Raw genomic sequence first — 16,212 nt, forward strand, 5'->3', positions numbered from 1 at the left:
GGACTCAACCCACTCGGCAGTCTCTTCCGGATCACGATCAGGCAGCTGGTTAGTCAACCCGCTGAGGATATGGGAGGTATCTTCTCCTGCAGCCACGTCCAACCTCTCTTTGCGCGCATGAATCGGCGCACTCAGGCCAGGCAGGGTGACTGCCCGGCGTATATACGCCGTGTGCGACGTATCGGTTACAACAGCCCGGTCATGTGTGCCGGGCAGCTTCCTAGCGCTCCTATGCCTGTCCGGAGTCACAGGGGTGTCGTCCCGCGGGCATAGTTGTCACCAGCCACTCTAGCCCTGACGGCAACGCGATGCGTAGCTGCGGTCCAGGTGCTGCTGTTGTATTTCGTTCGTCATACTGGTTGTGTGGCCAATACCCTTGCCCGGCGCAGCCGCAGCTGGATGTGACGCAGAATATGCGCACTCCCGGGGGCGGCAGCTTGAAGCGCAGGCGCAAAGGGTGTTGGCTTGGGAGTAATGGAAATCACTATGCACAACGCATTAATGACGTATTGGAGGAACACGTGAGCGAGGCCGACGCCGCCACTTCGGTAAATGTGGCGGAAAAATTGGGTTTCAAAAATGGGGATCTGATTCAGGAGTTCGGTTACGACGACGACGTCGATTTCGACTTGCGTGACGATATTGAAGACCTCACCGGTTCGGAGTTGCTGGACGAGGACGACCACGAGGTGGCGGACGCTGTCATCCTTTGGTGGCGCGACGGGGACGGAGACCTCGTCGACAGCCTGATGGATTCCCTCACTACCCTGAGCGAAAACGGGGTTGTCTGGGTCCTGACCCCCAAGTCGGGCAGGGACGGTTACGTTTCGCCGGCAGACATCCAGGAAGCCGCACCAACGGCCGGCCTGCATGTCACCACCTCTGCCGGTGTCTCAAGGGATTGGAGCGCGGCGCGCCTGGTCAGCAGGAAGAACAAATGACGGCAGCGGTCGAGGCCGCTTCCGCAGTTGTTCCCGCAGTGGGCACAACCGCGCCCGACTTTGAGCTGGCCAACCAGTACGGTGAGCCGGTGCGCCTCTCGTCCTTCCGCGGACAGAACGTGGCCTTGGTGTTCTACCCGTTTGCCTTCTCGGGGATCTGCACCGGCGAGCTCTGCGAGATACGTGACAACCTTGCCACGTTCGAGGATTCGAATGCCGTCGTTCTGGCAGTGTCCGCTGACAGCAAGTTCAGCCTTCGCGCCTACGCGGCCCAGGAAGGGTACGGCTTCGACCTGCTGGCTGATTTCTGGCCGCACGGGGCCGTGGCAGGCGCCTACGGCGTGTTCGACGCCGGCAGCGGCATGGCCAAACGGGCCACCTTCGTCATCGATGCAGAGGGCACGGTCCGGTACAGCGTGGTGAACCCACGGGGCCAAGCCCGCGACTTCGGTGAGTACCGGGCGGCTTTGGCGGATTTGAAGCAGGCCTGAGGCGGATGGCTGAGCAGCGGCGGGGGACAGGCCTGACGGGCTTTGCCAGCATGCCGCCGGTGGCCCCGGCCCCGCCCTCGGGTGCGGATCTTGAGGTGTTGGTCCGGATCCGTGACCTGCTCGCGGGGGTTCGTTTCGCCCTGCTGACCGGGGCCGGGCTCAGCACGGATTCCGGGATCCCCGACTACCGCGGCCCGGACTCGCCGCCCCGTTCACCCATGACCTACCAGGAGTTTGTCCGCGACGCCGCCAACCGGCGCCGATACTGGGCCAGGAACCACATCGGCTGGTCGCATATGCGGCATGCTGATCCAAACCAGGGCCACTATTCCGCAGCCGAACTCGAGCGGCGCGGTTTCCTTACCGGACTCATTACCCAGAACGTCGACCGGCTGCACCAGGACGCGGGCAGTTCAAACGTCGTCGACCTCCACGGCCGGTATGACCAAGTGATCTGCCTGGACTGCGGGCGGACGTATTCCAGGCGCCTCCTTGCCGGTGTTTTCGAGGAACTCAACCCCGGCTTCCTGGAGCGGGCGGCAGCTTCCGGACTCGTGGAAATGGCGCCCGACGCTGACGCCACCGTCGAGGACCAGGCGCTCATCCACAGCTTCGTGGTGGCGCTCTGCCCTGCCTGCGGCGGAACCCTGAAGCCAGACTTTGTCTACTTCGGTGAAAACGTGCCCAAGGACCGGGTGGAGCGGTCCTACGCGATGGTGGACGAGGCAGCCGCCCTGGTCGTGGCCGGTTCTTCCCTGACGGTCATGAGCGGCCTGCGGTTCGTGCGGCACGCCGCCAAGCAGTCAAAACCGGTGGTCATCATCAACCGGGGTGCCACCCGCGGTGATGACAAGGCAACCATCAAACTCGAAGCCGGGGTCAGCCAGGCATTGGGCTACCTGGCAGCTGAACTTCCTCCCCTGTAGTGCGGGAAGGCCCCGGGCGGGCCGATTCGCGTTTGCGGTCCAACGTCGGGTAGAGTTTATGTTCGTTGGTTGCGGCGTTACCGCCGGAAACCGCGCAATTTGGGTCTTTAGCTCAGCTGGTAGAGCGCCACGTTTACACCGTGGATGTCATCGGTTCGATCCCGGTAGGACCCACTCATGTGAAACCCCGTTGTCCCGCCTTCCCGGTGGGGCGGCGGGGTTTTTGCTTTTCGGCTTTTCCAGTCCCGTTGTCAGTGCCCAGCCATACGTTGCAGGGATGGAACACGTCATAGTGCACACAGACAGCGAGGGAATGCCGACGGCGGTGGTGAGCCGCGGCAGGGAATGGGCGGTGGGTGCTGCGCCGGTGAGGTGGTACGAACGCGTCAATTGGTGGGAGACCAGCCGCCGGATGCCGAAGGGCAACAGCGGCGTGGATGTGGAGGTCCTGCAGTTGCAGGTGCGGCTGGGTAACAACAGCCGGTCCGCGTTGACTACCATGTATCTCCAGCGTGACGGCCTGGGCGGCGGCTGGCGGCGCAGGGAGTCGGCAGCGGATGCGGCCTGACCGGCCCCGCTTGGTCCGCCGGCTTCGGGGCATTGGAAAACCCTCCACCGCGACTATTGGGGGATGCCGCGGTGGAGGGCCTGGGATGAATATACCGTGAACTCCCGGAAACAAAAAGTCCCGAGGCGCCCGCGTTATCGCCCAGGCGTCGGCGGGCACGGCAGGTCCGCCCAAGCCAGCCACTATGATGGGTTGTGTTCAGCTGAATGGACAGAGCTGATGAGTGCATGCGCCTACCGAAGGAGAATCATGGCCGATTCCCGCACCCCACGTTCCTCCGACGGGCCTGCAAGCGCTTCGCCTGCGCCTGCCGTTACCCGGGCTGCCGCCGTCCTGGAGGCACTGGCTGCGTCCGCAGGGGGACGGCTGACGCTCAGTGACCTTGCCCGCGAGCTGGGAATCCCGAAGTCCTCCACCTCCAACCTGCTGTTGGCGTTGGAGGACGCCCGCCTCATCAGCAGGCAGGGCTCCGAATTCATGCTGGGGCGCAAGCTGGTTGAACTTGGCGCGGCGTATCTCAGCCGCATGGACGAGGTCCAGGAGTTCTACCGGTACTGCGAGCAGGCGCCCACCCTTTCCGGTGAGACGGTGCGGATTGCCATGCTGGACGGGACCAATGTCATCTACCTGGCACGCTACGAGGGGCATCCGGCCGTCCGGCTCACCTCCAACATCGGCGACAAAATGCCGGTCTCCCTCTGTGCTGTGGGCAAGGTCTTGATCGCCAGGCTTCACGACCACGACATCGACGCCTTGTTCCCCGATGACGCCGAGCTGCCCGTCCTCACCCCTAAGTCCCTGCGGACCGGTCGCGAGCTCAAGGATCAGCTGCGGTCCATCCGGGAGCAGGGCTACGCCTTCGAGGACGAGGAATCCACGACGGGCGTGGTCTGCCTGGGCGTGGCCGTCCCCACCCGCGGCTCCCACGGACCCAGCCTGGGGTTGTCGGTGACGGCGCTGAAGGCAACCTATACCCCCGAGCAGGGTGCGCAGATGGTCAAGGAACTTCAGGAACTTGCACGGTCCTTGGGTAATCCCATGAGCTAGGAAGGCGTCCCGCAGGGACCGTGCATGTACTTTTTGGCTTAACCGCTTGCCTGTTGTCCAACTTGCTGTACTCTGTTCAACATAGTGATCGACATCTCGGGTGTCGTTGCTGACCCGCCAGGCCAACGGGGGCCTGGCGCGTGATGAGGGAGTTCTTGTGACAACTCGTACTAATGCACCGCAGGCCGCGGACGGCACCGCCGTCGACGCCGACCAGCTGCGAAGGGCAACTCTTGCAAGTTCCGTGGGGTCCGCACTGGAGTACTACGACTTCTATATCTACGGCCTGGCGTCCGCGCTGATCTTCGGCCCGCTTTTCTTCGCCCCGATGGGTGAAAGCGGCGCCGTTATTGCCTCCTTCGCCACCTACGGTGTGGGATTTGCGGCCCGGCCCTTCGGCGGCATCGTCTTTGGCCACATTGGTGACAGGTTTGGGCGCAAGATGGTCCTGATCCTCACCATCGGCCTCATGGGAATGTCCAGCTTCGCCATTGGACTCCTGCCCACTTTCGACCAGGCCGGAATGCTGGGTGCGGTCCTTCTCGTGAGCCTCCGCATCATCCAGGGCCTTGGCGCCGGAGCTGAACAGGCGGGTGCCACCACGCTGATCTCCGAGGTGGCACCGCGCCGCCGTCGTGGTTTCTTTGCCGCGCTGCCCTTCGTTGGCATCCAGCTGGGCACCCTCTTGGGCGCCGGAACATTCGCCTTGATGGCCATGGCCGACAAGTCCGTCCTGCAGGGCTGGCTGTGGCGTGTGCCGTTCCTTGCCAGCATCATCCTGATCGGCATTGCGGTGTTCATCCGCCTTCGCCTGAAGGAGACGCCGGTCTTCCAGGAACTGGAAAAGCACAAGGCTGTGGTGAAGAACCCGGTGTCCCAGATCTGGCGTCATTCCAAGAAGAACGTCCTGGTGGGGATCGGCCTGCGTATGGGTGAAAACGGAAACTCCTCCATTTACTCGGCCCTGCTGGTTTCGTTCATCAGCATGCCTGCCGGTGTCTTCCCGGGCGACAAGTTCATCGGACCAACCGGACTGCTGATCGCGGCCGGCTTTGCCGCCGTCATGGTGGTCGCATTCGGTGCCTTGTCCGACCGCTACGGCCGTGTCCCCGTCTACCGCTACGGTGCCCTGTTCCAGGCGGTCATCGCGCTCCCGGCCTTCTACCTGGTGACCCTCGGCAATGTCACGCTCGTCTGGGTGGTCATGGTGGTGGGCATCGCCCTCGGCGTCCAGGCCATGCTCGGGCCGCAATGTGCCCTTCTGCCCGAGCTGTTCGGTTCCCAGCACCGCTTTACCGGGGTTGCCCTGAGCCGCGAACTGTCGGCCGTCCTCGCCGGCGGCTTCGCCCCGATGATCGGCGTCGCCCTGCTGGCGGCCACCAACCACTCCTGGCTGGTTCCCGCCCTGTACTCCCTCGTCCTCGCTTTGATCTCGTTCATCACCACGTTCTTCACGCCGGAAACCGGCGGCCGGGACCTGGTCCTCGTCGAAGACGCCAGCTGACGCCGGCCTGACGCCCGGTCCGGATCATCCGGGCCGGGCGTTTGGCGTGTGCGGGAGACAAGCCGGCCGGCATCGCGGAGGCCGGGAGGTTCCGAGGGGCGCCGTTGATGCTGCGGCCTGATGGGCAGCAGTCCGGCGCCACAAAAAGAACGGCCGCTGCATCCCCTGGGCAGGGGATGCAGCGGCTTTTCCGGTGCCTTGGCCAAGGGTCAGTAGAAGTGGACCGTGTCCACGAGGTGGGGGAGTTCGCCGCCGTCGAGGAAGGTTCGCAGGTTGCTGCAGAAACGGTCGGTGATCAGCCTGTTCTCCGCGGCGCTCAAAGCTGACGTATGCGGCGACACCAGAACCTTCGGGTGGCCCCAGAGCGGGCTTTCGAGGGGGAGCGGTTCCACTGCGAAGACATCAAGGCAGGCGTAGGAGACCTGGCCATTATCCAGGGCCTCGAGCAGCGCGTCCTCATCCACCACGGTGCCGCGTCCGACGTTGACGAAGACGGTGCCGGGTTTCATGGCAGCAAATACGTCCCGGTTGAACAGCTTCTCCGTATACGGGGTGCCCGGAAGGGTGTTCACCACGGCATCGGCGGTGGCAAGGAGGCCGGGAAGGCCGTCGTTTCCGGTCACCTGGTCGATGCCTTCCAGGGGCTCCGGGGTCCTCTTGGTTCCGCTGACGGCCATGCCCAGGGCGCGGGCAAGCCGGGCCGTCTCAAGGCCGATCTCACCGAGCCCCGCAATGACCAGCCGGGAACCGCTCACCAGCCGCGTGGGAGTGCGGAGTTCCGGCCAATTCCTGGCCCGCTGGTCCAGCGCCAGCTCGGCGGTGCGTTTGAACCCGTTCAGGATGCCCATGGCTGCGAACTCGGCCAGGGGAAGCGCGTGCACGCCGGCGGACGTTGTGACCTTGAACTTTTGCAGTGTCTGCTGGTCCAGGCCAGACGCTTTAACCGCGCCGCCTGCGCCGGCTGCCATGGCGTGGACCCACCGCAGGTGTCCGTTGTCCGTGGCAACCCGGGCCAGGCCCGACGGGCTTTCGTTGGGGAATCCGTAGAGGACCTGTGCGCTGTTCAGCATCGCCCAATAGCGTTCTTCCTGTTCCGGGGTCCGCCGGAAATCCGGATCTCCGGCGTGGTCCGCCGGGAAGCGCTCCGGCGGCAGGAGGTCGGGCTCGTACAGGACGGTCACGGACGGATCAACGGCCCTGATCCGTTCCACCAGCTCGGCTTCGAGCGGCACGGCAATGGCCACGGTAGTTATGGAAGTCATGGTGTTCATCATACTGAATCATGGCTAGGATATTGAACAAATCTTTAAGCGCGATGACGTGAGGCTGGGTAAATGGAGGACAAACGCGCAGGCTTTGCAGGCCTGGGATTGATGGGCGGACTGATGGCGGCAAACGCCCTCCGCAGCGGATGGCAGGTCACGGGCTGGAACCGGTCTCCAGGGGCAGCGGCCCGGTTGCGGGACCTCGGCGGAACAATTGTCCCCGCGGTGGAAGACCTTGGCCATCTTCCCGTCATCGTTTTCATGCTTCCGGACCTGCCACACATCGAGGAGGCGGCGGCCGGGCTCCTTGCCCGGTGGAAAAAAGAGCCGCCGGCGCCCCAGACCGTCCTGCTGGTCATGAGCAGTGTCTCGCCCACCGCCGTCCAGGTTTTCGGGCGCCGCGTCACCGAGCTCACCGGCGGGCGCGCCCAGGTTGTCGACGCCCCGGTCAGCGGCGGCACCAAGGGCGCCGCGGACGGCACCCTCGCCATCATGGCCGGCGGCGAGGAGTCCGCGTTCCGCAGGGCAGAGCCGCTCCTGCACGCCATGGGCACCACCGTCCGCCGCCTTGGTCCCCTTGGCGCAGGGTCGCTCGCGAAGGCGTGCAACCAGCTGGTCGTGGGGACGACGACGGCGGCGCTCGCCGAGGCTGCCGAACTGGCAGAGCGTTCCGGGCTCGAACCGGCGGCGCTCTTCGACGTCCTGTCGGGCGGTTTGGCCGGCAGCAGGGTGCTGGATATCGTCGGACCGCGCCTGGTCAGCAAGGACTACGCCCCCACGGGCCCGGCAAAATTCATGCACAAGGATCTTTCCTTCGTGCTCGACGCAGCCCGCGCAGCGGGAACGGAAACCCCAATCGCCACGGCCGCCGCCGAACTCTACGCCGAACTGAAGCGCCAGGGCCTTGGCGACCAGGACCTCGCAGTAGTGCGCCAAACCATCTCCAACCTCAGCCATAGGGCCGCAGTTGCGGCGGAAGGAACAGCGGCTCCATGAGTTCACTTTTTGATTTGTCGGACCGGGTTGCGTTGGTGACCGGCTCCAGCCGCGGTATCGGCTCGTCGCTGGCCCGGGCGTTGGCGGACGCCGGTGCAACGGTTGTGTTGAATGGCATCGACGGGGAGCGGCTCAAGGAGGCCGAGGCGGCGATGGCCGCCGATTATGCCCCGGGCCGGGTGCATAGTGTCGCGTTTGACGTTACCGATGGCGAGGCGGCAGGCCGCAGTATCGCGTGGATCGAAGAGCATGTGGGTCCGTTGGAGATCCTGGTGAATAATGCCGGGATCCAGCATCGGGTGCCGATGCTGGAGTTGGACGTGGCGGATTGGGAGCGGGTGATTTCCACGGACTTGACCAGTGCGTTCCTGGTGGGGCGGGAGGCGGCCCGGCGCATGATTCCGCGCGGCCGGGGCAAGATCATCAATATCTGTTCGGTGCAGACGGACCTGGCCCGCCCCACGATCGCCCCGTACATCGCGGCCAAGGGCGGGCTGCGGAACCTCACCCGGGCCATGACGGCCGAGTGGGCCGGGTCCGGCCTGCAGGTCAACGGGATCGCGCCGGGGTATATCCACACCGAGATGACGCAGAACCTGGTGGATGACGAACAGTTCAATACCTGGATCCTGGGCCGCACCCCGGCCCGCCGCTGGGGCACGCCGGCGGACCTGGCCGGGCCGGTGGTCTGGCTGGCCTCGGACGGGTCGGATTTCGTGAACGGGCAGACCATTTTCATCGACGGCGGAATGACGGTGGTGGTCTGATGCCCGCGAACACACCCGTCCAGCCAGGCCCCAACACGCTGCCCGGCTCCGGGCCGGCCGTGGTGGCCCACGCCGCGGGGGACCTCCGGGTCGATGAGGTCCCGCTGGCCCGGCCGGCGGATGACCAGGCCGTGGTTGAGGTCTTGTACGGCGGGATCTGCGGGTCGGACCTGCATTACTGGCTGCACGGTGCGGCGGGGGAGTCCATCCTGAAGGCGCCCCTGGTGCTGGGCCATGAGATTTCCGGTGTGGTGGTCCGCGCCGCGGCCAACGGCCAGGGGCCGCGGCCCGGTACCGCCGTCGCCGTCCACCCCGCCACTCCGGGTCCGGGCGCGGCCAGGTATCCCGTGGACCGGCCCAACCTCTCACCCGGGTGCACGTACCTGGGCAGCGCCGCCCGCTACCCGCACACCGACGGCGCTTTCAGCCGGTACGTGAACCTGCCGGCCCGGATGCTGCGGGCCCTGCCCGGGGGCATCGACCTGCGCACGGCCGCCCTGGTCGAGCCCGCGTCCGTGGCCTGGCACGCGGTCTCCCGGGCCGGGGACGTGGCCGGGAAGACCGCGCTGGTGATCGGCTCCGGGCCCATCGGTGCCCTCGCTGTCGCGGTCCTCAAACGCGCTGGAGCCGCGCACATCACCGCTGTGGACCTCCATCCCAAGCCGCTGGAGATCGCCCGGGCCGTCGGCGCGGACCAGGTCATCAACGCCGCAGACACCGAAGCGATCGCCGCCGTGGAGGCGGACGTGGTGATCGAATCCTCCGGCAACCACCACGGACTGGCCTCCGCCATCCGCGGCGCGGTCCGCGGCGGGACCGTGGTCATGGTGGGGCTGCTGCCCACCGGCATGCAACCGCTGCCCATCTCGCTGGCCATCACCCGCGAACTGGACCTCAAAGGCTCCTTCCGCTTCAACGACGAAATCGACCAGGTCATCGCGGCGCTTGCCGACCGGTCCCTGCACATCAGCCCCGTCATCACCCACCAATACCCCGTGGAGGACGCCCTGCACGCCTTCGAGGTGGCCAAAGACTCCACCAGCTCCGGCAAAGTCCTCCTCAGCTTCGACGGGAACGGAAGCAGCTGACCGTTACTGCCGGACGGGGATGAACACCCGCGGTTGCTCCGTCCAGGTGTCAGCCATCTGTGACATGGTCCGCCGCATGATCCGGTCCGATGCCTCGCGGGCAGCGGGAGCGTCGCCCTTGGCGATCGCCTCTGCCACATCTTCGTGCCACTGCAGGGCGGCCTGGTGGGGATGGTCCGGCATCAGGCCGTGTACCGTCCGGCCCGTCAGTGTTTCGGCCACCTGCCCCATCAGGTTGGCGAACATCTCGTTGCCGGAGCCGGAGAGCAGCAGCGAATGGAAGCGGATATCCAGTTCCAGGAAGCGGGCAACCTCGCCCTTGTTGCCGGCCTCCCGCATGGCGCGGGCAACATCCACGAGTTCCAGGCGCAGCGGCGCCGGCGCGTTCTCTGCCGCCAGTTCGGCGGCTGCAGGTTCGACGGCGGCACGGAGTTCGGCGAGGGAGCGAAGCTGGGCTCCGCGCGCATCGCTGGCCAGCCGCCACCGGATCACCTGCGGGTCAAAGGGGTTCCAGCGGCTTGAGGGCAACACCCGGATCCCCACCCGCTTGGTGGTTTCCACCAGCCCCAGGGACTGCAGGACGCGCACGGCTTCACGGATTACGGAGCGGGAAACCTTCAGTTCATCCTCCAGCTGCTCGGCGAGCATGACGTGTCCGGCGGGGAGATCCCCTGAGATGATCCGGGTACCCAGGTTCTCGATGGCACGGTGGTGGAGGCTGCTGGTCATGCTGTAAGCCTAGTTGCTGGCGGATGCGGGATTGCCGGCTGACCCGGAGGGCCGGGACAGGGGAGTGCGGCAGTCCTAGACTGGCAGCGACACAATCGGTTTCATGACGCGGACGTTACTTTCGCGTCACCGCCAGAATATATATGCTTTATTCCGACCCCCTGATATGCCCCGGCGTCCCACCCCGCACCGGAACCTGGATCCGGGGCAAACAATGAATTGGAGTTATTGATGTCTGCACACATCGGTGTCACCGGCCTCGCAGTGATGGGCGCCAACCTTGCCCGCAACCTCGCCCGCAACGGGTTCACGGTTGCCCTGCACAACCGGTCGGTGGAAAAGACCGACGCACTGCTGGAGAAGCACGGCTCGGAGGGCGATTTCATCCGGACCGAATCCCTGCAGGAGCTGGTCGATTCCCTCGAGAAGCCGCGCCGGGTGCTGATCATGGTCAAGGCCGGAAAGCCGGTCGATTCGGTGATCGAGCAACTGGAACCGCTGCTGGAACCGGGCGACATCATCATCGACGCCGGCAACTCACACTACGAGGACACCCGCCGCCGGGAAGCCGCGCTGGCCAAGAAAGACCTGCACTTCGTGGGCGTCGGCGTCTCCGGCGGCGAAGAGGGTGCCTTGAATGGTCCGTCCATCATGCCCGGCGGCTCCAAGGAGTCGTACAAGGCCCTGGGTCCGCTGCTGGAAAAGATTTCGGCAAAGGTGGACGGTGAGCCCTGCTGCGCGTGGATTGGCACCGATGGCGCCGGCCACTTCGTCAAAATGGTCCACAACGGCATCGAATACGCCGACATGCAGGTCATCGGCGAGGCCTTCGACCTCCTGCGCTCCGGTGCCGGCATCGAACCGGCCGAGCAGGCAAAGATCTTCTCCGAATGGAACCAGGGCGAACTCTCGTCCTTCCTGATCGAGATCTCCGCGGAGGTCCTGGGCCACGTCGACGCCAAGACCGGCAAGCCGTTCGTGGATGTCGTCGTCGACGCCGCGGGCCAGAAGGGCACCGGACGCTGGACCGTGATCTCGGCCCTGGAGCTCGGTTCCCCCGTGTCCGGCATCGCCGAATCGGTCTTCGCCCGTGCGCTCTCCTCCCAGGCTGCCCAGCGCAAGCTTGGCCCGGAGCTGCTGGCGGGCAACGAGGCAACGGTTGAGATCCCCGAGACGTTCGTTGAGGATGTCCGCCAGGCGCTCTACGCCTCCAAGCTGGTCTCCTACGCGCAGGGCCTGGACATGCTGACCTCGGCAGCCAAGGAATACGGCTGGGACCTCAAGCTGGACGAAATCGCTTCCCTGTGGCGCGCCGGCTGCATCATCCGCGCGGAGCTCCTCAAGGACATCACCAAGGCCTACGCTGCGGACGAGAAGCCCGCAAACCTGCTGTTCGCACCGGCGTTCACCAAGGCCATTGGCGACGCCCTCCCGGCGTGGCGGCGGGTAGTAGCCACCGCCGTGCAGCTCGGCATCCCGGTGCCGGTGTTCTCCTCCTCGCTGGCCTACTACGACGGCCTGCGCCGCAAGCGCGTTGCCGCTGCCCTGATCCAGGGCCAGCGCGACCTCTTCGGCGCCCACACCTACGGCCGTGTGGACACCGAAGGCACGTTCCACACCCTCTGGGGCGAGGACAAGTCCGAAATTTCGGCAGTCGACACGCACTAGCCCACAGCGCTTCCGGCGCGGCGGCCGGCGCTTCCCGATACTCTGGGGGCGCCGGCCGTCGGCATTTCCGGCCGCACCGCCCCTCATCCGCGCAGCCCGCCCTCCCTTCGGGGCGGCGTCCCAAGGAGTCCGCCATGAACCAGCCCGTCGCTTTCGTTACCGGTGCGTCCACTGGAATCGGCTTCGAAGCTGCCCGGAAGCTCGCGGCGCGCGGGTTCACCGTGTACGCCGGTGCCCGCCGGGTGGAAAAGATGGAACCGCTCAAGGCCGACGGCGTCCGGACCCTGGCGCTCGATGTGACGGACGAGGCGTCGATGGTCGCCGCCGTCGGGGAAGTCTTGTCGGCCCACGGCCGGATCGACGTGCTGGTCAACAACGCCGGCTACGGATCCTACGGCTCGCTTGAGGACGTCGAATTGGCGGAGGGCCGCCGGCAGTTCGACGTCAACCTGTTTGGCTTGGCACGGATGACGCAGCTCGTGCTGCCGGCCATGCGGGCCGCCGGCCGGGGGCGGATCATCAATATCTCCTCGATCGGCGGAAAGATGTACGAGCCCCTGGGCGCTTGGTACCACGCCACCAAGTTCGCCGTTGAGGGCCTTAGCGATTCGCTCCGGGTAGAACTCAAGCCACACGGCATCGACGTCTCCATCATCGAACCGGGCGGCACCCAGTCCGAGTGGGGCGCCATCTCCGCGGAGGGCCTGCTGGCGAATTCGGGGACCGGACCGTACGCCGCCCAGGCCAAGGTGGTGGCGGCAGCGCTGGCTTCAACCGACGGTTCGGCGTTGTCCTCGCACCCCGCCGTGATAGCGGACGCAATCGTTCATGCCGCCACCTCGCCGCGGCCCAGGACCCGCTACCCGGTGGGCAACGGCGCGCGGGCCATCCTGCTGCTGCGCAGGCTGCTTCCGGACCGCGCCTTCGACACCGTGCTGTGGAACATCTACAAGCGCTTCCCGGGCTAACAGGACAGGGTCCAAGCTAGGGCCCGAACTTCGTCCAGGCAACGCCGGACCCTAGATCCGGTACTCGATATCGTATTCGGCCGGATCCACTGCGGGTTTGGTTTCCCGCTGCGCATCGCGGTGCCGCCACTTGGCAGGAACGCCGGTAACGATCGACTCCGGCGGCGCGTCCTTGACCACGACCGCGTTGGCACCGACCGCGCTGTCCCGGCCAATGGTAATGGGCCCCAGGATTTTGGCTCCCGCACCGATCGTCACGCGGTCCCCGATGGTGGGGTGGCGTTTAATCCGGGCCAGCGAGCGGCCGCCCAGCGTGACGCCGTGGTAGATCATCACGTCCTCGCCAATTTCCGCGGTCTCACCGATCACCACCCCCATGCCGTGGTCGATGAAGAACCTGCGGCCGATGGTGGCACCCGGATGGATCTCGATGCCGGTGGCAAACCTGCCCAGCTGCGACAGGAGCCGTGCCGGAAAACGCAGGGCAGGGTTCTGCCACAACCGGTGGGTCAGCCGATGGATCCAGATGGCGTGCAGGCCGGAATAGGCGAAAAAGTTCTCAAAAGAACCTCGAGCCGCCGGGTCGTGGGACCGGGCGGCCTCGAGGTCTTCTTTCAGTCTTGCGAAAAAGCCCACAAAGTTCTTTCTACAGGAAACGGGCGGGCAGCTCAGTCTGCTTAGCCCCGGATGTCGTCATAGAGCACGGTGGAGATGTAACGCTCACCGAAGTCGCAGACCACGGCCACGATCAGCTTGCCCGCGTTTTCGGGGCGCTTGGCCAGTTCCAGCGCACCCCAGACGATGGCGCCCGAGGAGATGCCGCCCAGGATGCCTTCCTTGATGCCCAGCTCGCGGGCAACCCGGACCGAGTCCTCAAGCGAAGCGTCGATGACCTCATCGTAGACGGTGGTGTCCAGCAGTTCCGGAACAAAGTTCGCGCCGAGGCCCTGGATCTTGTGCGGGCCAGGAGCGCCGCCGTTCAGGATGGGGGAGTCCTTGGGTTCCACGGCCACGATCTGCACGCCGGGCTTGCGCTCCTTCAGCACCTGTCCGACGCCGGTGATGGTTCCGCCGGTGCCGACGCCCGCCACGAAGATGTCAACGGCACCGTCGGTGTCGGCCCAGACCTCTTCTGCGGTGGTCTTCCGGTGGATCTCCGGGTTGGCTTCGTTGGCAAACTGCTGTGCCCAGATGGAGTTCTCCGTGTTGGCCACAATCTCCTGGGCCTTTTCCACGGCTCCGCGCATACCCTCGGAGCCCGGGGTCAGCACGATCTCGGCGCCGAAGGCGCGCAGCATGACGCGGCGTTCGGTGGACATGGTTTCCGGCATGGTGAGGATGACCTTGTAGCCGCGCGCGGCACCGACCATGGCCAGGGCGATGCCCGTGTTGCCGGAGGTGCCCTCGACGATGGTGCCGCCGGGCTTCAGTGCACCCGACTTTTCCGCGGCGTCGATGATGGCGACGCCGATACGGTCCTTGACGCTGTTGGCCGGGTTGTAGAACTCCAGCTTGACCGCAACGGTGGCGTCCAGTCCCTCGCTGAGCCGGTTCAACCGAACCAGCGGGGTCCCGCCGACCAGTTGCGTTACATCGTCATAGATCCGTGCCATGTACATACGCCTATCTCTAAGGGGTGAATACTGAGGTCAGCCTAACGAGGCCGCGTAACGCAGGCTAAGCGTTAAGCCATGCAGAGTAATATTTCCTGGCCTTGGCCAGCTTGGGGTTGATGATCACCTGGCAGTACCCCTGTTCCGGGTGCTTGGCGTAGTAGTCCTGGTGGAATTCCTCCGCCACGTGGAACCGCGGCAGGCGGCTGACTTCGGTGACGATGGGGTGCTTCCACAGCGCCTGGTTGCGTTCGATCGCTTCCTCGAACAGGATCTTTTCCTCCGTGGTCTCGTAGAACATGGAGGAACGGTACTGGGTACCCACGTCGTACCCCTGGCGGTTGAGCGTGGTGGGGTCGTGCAGGGCAAAGAACATGTCCAGGATGACTTCGGCCGGAATGACCTCCTCGTCGAAGGTCACGGCCACAACCTCCGCGTGGCCGGTGGTGCCGCTGCACACCGAGTAGTAGTCGGGATGGGGATCGTGGCCGCCGGTATAACCGGACACCACCGAGGTGACGCCCCTGGTCTTCTGGTAGACAGCGTCGAGGCACCAGAAGCAGCCCCCGCCAAGAACAAAAGTTTTCATGACCTCTTCAATGGTTGGCGGCCCCGGATGATTCCCGCCGGCCCTTCCCGGCACCGCAACATGCGGCGCCGGGAAGGCGATGGGGTAAAACTAAGACTATGGAACCTGTGGACACCGACGTTACCGGCCAGGCAGATCACGACGGCGAAGCCTCCTCCGACGCGCTGGGCCACGACAGTGCCCCCGAGGCTCCCACCCTGGCCGAATTGTTGCTTGCCGTTGAGGAACTGTGGCCTGAATCGCTGGCGGAGAACTGGGACGAAGTGGGGCTCGTGGCAGGCCACCCGTCCGCGCCCGTCAGCAAGGTGATGTTCGCGGTGGACCCCACCCTGGAGGTCATCGAAGAAGCCGTTGAGTGGGGTGCCGCCCTCCTCATTACCCACCATCCGCTGCTGCTGAAAGGTGTCACGTCGGTGGCGGCAACCACCGCGAAGGGACGGGCTGTCCACCGGCTGATCGAGTCGGGGACGGCACTGCTGACCGTGCACACCAACGGCGACTCCGCCGTCGGCGGCGTTTCCGATGTCCTGGCCGACGCGCTGGGACTGCAGGATGTTGCCCCGCTCACCGCGGCGGCCAACGGGCTGCCGGAGGAAGGCATTGGGCGGGTCGGCGACCTGGCGGACGCCATGAGCCTGGGCGATTTCGCTGCACGGGTGTTCGGCATCCTTCCCTCCGTGGCCGGGGGTGTGCGCGTTTCCGGGGACAAGGACGGCGTGGTGCGGCGGATTGCAGTGTGCGGCGGCGCCGGCGATTCCCTGTTCAACGAGGTCAGGGCCAGCAACGCGGACGTGTACGTCACCGCGGACCTTCGCCACCACCCTGCGTCCGAGGCCCGGGAAGCTGCCCTCAACGGCCGGCCCTACCTGGTGGACGTCTCGCACTTTGCCAGTGAATGGCTCTGGTTGCCGGCCGCCGCCGCAGCCCTGGGCAACGTCCTGGCGGACCAGGGGCACGACCTGGAGATCCGGGTCAGCACCACCAACAGTGATCCTTGGGACTTCATCCTCACGCCGGGCTGAGCCCGGCAGCGAGGCAACGGTTCAGCCCAG

The 16,212-nt window shown here is 65.6% G+C and carries 17 protein-coding genes and 1 tRNA gene; 13 read left to right on the top strand and 5 right to left on the bottom strand.

Annotated features, from left to right (window positions below; genetic code table 11):
* The first annotated feature begins 521 nt into the window (after nt 1-521).
* The 7 genes from DFO47_RS20555 (at nt 522) to DFO47_RS20585 (ending at nt 5,477) form a co-directional block, all read left to right on the top strand.
* Nucleotides 522-941 carry a DUF3052 domain-containing protein gene (locus DFO47_RS20555; RefSeq protein WP_133832859.1) on the top strand — a complete coding sequence of 140 codons (420 nt, stop codon included), beginning with the start codon at nt 522-524 and terminating at the stop codon, nt 939-941.
* Nucleotides 938-1,432 (top strand): peroxiredoxin, encoded by a 495-nt coding sequence (locus DFO47_RS20560; protein ID WP_133832860.1) that lies wholly within the window; start codon nt 938-940, stop codon nt 1,430-1,432. Before DFO47_RS20555 ends, DFO47_RS20560 begins: the two co-directional genes overlap by 4 nt.
* A 5-nt stretch (nt 1,433-1,437) precedes the next feature.
* Complete coding sequence (locus tag DFO47_RS20565; RefSeq protein ID WP_133832861.1) at nt 1,438-2,358, top strand: NAD-dependent protein deacetylase; 921 nt, start codon at nt 1,438-1,440, stop codon at nt 2,356-2,358.
* A 101-nt stretch (nt 2,359-2,459) separates the two neighbouring features.
* A tRNA-Val gene (locus DFO47_RS20570) sits at nt 2,460-2,532 on the top strand.
* 103 nt (nt 2,533-2,635) lie between these two features.
* On the top strand, nt 2,636-2,926 hold the full coding sequence (locus DFO47_RS20575) for a hypothetical protein (protein WP_166651777.1): 291 nt from the start codon (nt 2,636-2,638) through the stop codon (nt 2,924-2,926).
* Nucleotides 2,927-3,175: 249 nt separating this feature from the next.
* Nucleotides 3,176-3,973 (top strand): IclR family transcriptional regulator, encoded by a 798-nt coding sequence (locus tag DFO47_RS20580; RefSeq protein ID WP_018763965.1) that lies wholly within the window; start codon nt 3,176-3,178, stop codon nt 3,971-3,973.
* A gap of 157 nt (nt 3,974-4,130) precedes the next feature.
* Complete coding sequence (locus tag DFO47_RS20585; protein WP_133832862.1) at nt 4,131-5,477, top strand: MFS transporter; 1,347 nt, start codon at nt 4,131-4,133, stop codon at nt 5,475-5,477.
* A 209-nt stretch (nt 5,478-5,686) separates the two neighbouring features.
* Here the strand turns inward: DFO47_RS20585 and DFO47_RS20590 are convergent, their stop codons facing one another.
* Nucleotides 5,687-6,751: a D-2-hydroxyacid dehydrogenase gene (locus DFO47_RS20590; protein ID WP_133832863.1), complete on the bottom strand. Its 1,065-nt coding sequence runs from the start codon at nt 6,749-6,751 to the stop codon at nt 5,687-5,689.
* A 60-nt stretch (nt 6,752-6,811) separates the two neighbouring features.
* On the opposite strand from DFO47_RS20590, the gene DFO47_RS20595 reads away from it, so the two are divergent.
* The 3 genes from DFO47_RS20595 to DFO47_RS20605 are packed head-to-tail and all read left to right on the top strand — an operon-like array spanning nt 6,812 to nt 9,593.
* Complete coding sequence (locus DFO47_RS20595) at nt 6,812-7,738, top strand: NAD(P)-dependent oxidoreductase (protein ID WP_133832864.1); 927 nt, start codon at nt 6,812-6,814, stop codon at nt 7,736-7,738.
* Nucleotides 7,735-8,505, top strand: a complete 771-nt coding sequence (locus DFO47_RS20600) for an SDR family oxidoreductase (protein WP_133832865.1) — start codon at nt 7,735-7,737, stop codon at nt 8,503-8,505. Before DFO47_RS20595 ends, DFO47_RS20600 begins: the two co-directional genes overlap by 4 nt.
* Complete coding sequence (locus DFO47_RS20605; protein WP_133832866.1) at nt 8,505-9,593, top strand: L-idonate 5-dehydrogenase; 1,089 nt, start codon at nt 8,505-8,507, stop codon at nt 9,591-9,593. Before DFO47_RS20600 ends, DFO47_RS20605 begins: the two co-directional genes overlap by 1 nt.
* A 3-nt stretch (nt 9,594-9,596) precedes the next feature.
* On the opposite strand, the gene DFO47_RS20610 is transcribed toward DFO47_RS20605, so the two are convergent.
* A complete protein-coding gene (locus DFO47_RS20610) occupies nt 9,597-10,322 on the bottom strand; it encodes an FCD domain-containing protein (protein WP_109044432.1) in 726 nt (241 codons plus the stop codon).
* Nucleotides 10,323-10,553: 231 nt separating this feature from the next.
* Here DFO47_RS20610 and gndA point away from each other — a divergent pair, with 231 nt between their 5' ends.
* Both gndA and DFO47_RS20620 read left to right on the top strand, forming a co-directional pair.
* Entirely contained in the window at nt 10,554-11,990 is a 1,437-nt protein-coding gene (gene gndA / locus DFO47_RS20615) for an NADP-dependent phosphogluconate dehydrogenase (protein WP_133832867.1), read from the top strand.
* A 134-nt stretch (nt 11,991-12,124) separates the two neighbouring features.
* Nucleotides 12,125-12,958, top strand: coding sequence for an oxidoreductase (locus DFO47_RS20620; RefSeq protein ID WP_133832868.1), 834 nt, complete (start codon nt 12,125-12,127; stop codon nt 12,956-12,958).
* 51 nt (nt 12,959-13,009) lie between these two features.
* Here DFO47_RS20620 and epsC read toward each other — a convergent pair whose 3' ends face one another.
* The 3 genes from epsC to msrA all read right to left on the bottom strand — a co-directional run bounded on the left by epsC (nt 13,010) and on the right by msrA (nt 15,160).
* The gene (gene epsC, locus DFO47_RS20625) at nt 13,010-13,594 is read right to left on the bottom strand and encodes a serine O-acetyltransferase EpsC (RefSeq protein WP_018761618.1); all 585 of its coding nucleotides are present in this window, start codon (nt 13,592-13,594) and stop codon (nt 13,010-13,012) included.
* A gap of 41 nt (nt 13,595-13,635) precedes the next feature.
* Nucleotides 13,636-14,571 (bottom strand): cysteine synthase A, encoded by a 936-nt coding sequence (cysK, locus tag DFO47_RS20630; protein ID WP_026264549.1) that lies wholly within the window; start codon nt 14,569-14,571, stop codon nt 13,636-13,638.
* 64 nt (nt 14,572-14,635) lie between these two features.
* On the bottom strand, nt 14,636-15,160 hold the full coding sequence (msrA, locus tag DFO47_RS20635) for a peptide-methionine (S)-S-oxide reductase MsrA (protein ID WP_018761616.1): 525 nt from the start codon (nt 15,158-15,160) through the stop codon (nt 14,636-14,638).
* 98 nt (nt 15,161-15,258) lie between these two features.
* Between msrA and DFO47_RS20640 the strand changes: the two genes are divergently transcribed.
* Nucleotides 15,259-16,182, top strand: a complete 924-nt coding sequence (locus DFO47_RS20640) for a Nif3-like dinuclear metal center hexameric protein (RefSeq protein ID WP_208294440.1) — start codon at nt 15,259-15,261, stop codon at nt 16,180-16,182.
* Nucleotides 16,183-16,212: the final 30 nt, after the last annotated feature.

Origin of the sequence: Arthrobacter sp. AG258 (assembly GCF_004364695.1) — a bacterium.
Classification (GTDB): Bacteria; Actinomycetota; Actinomycetes; order Actinomycetales; family Micrococcaceae; genus Arthrobacter.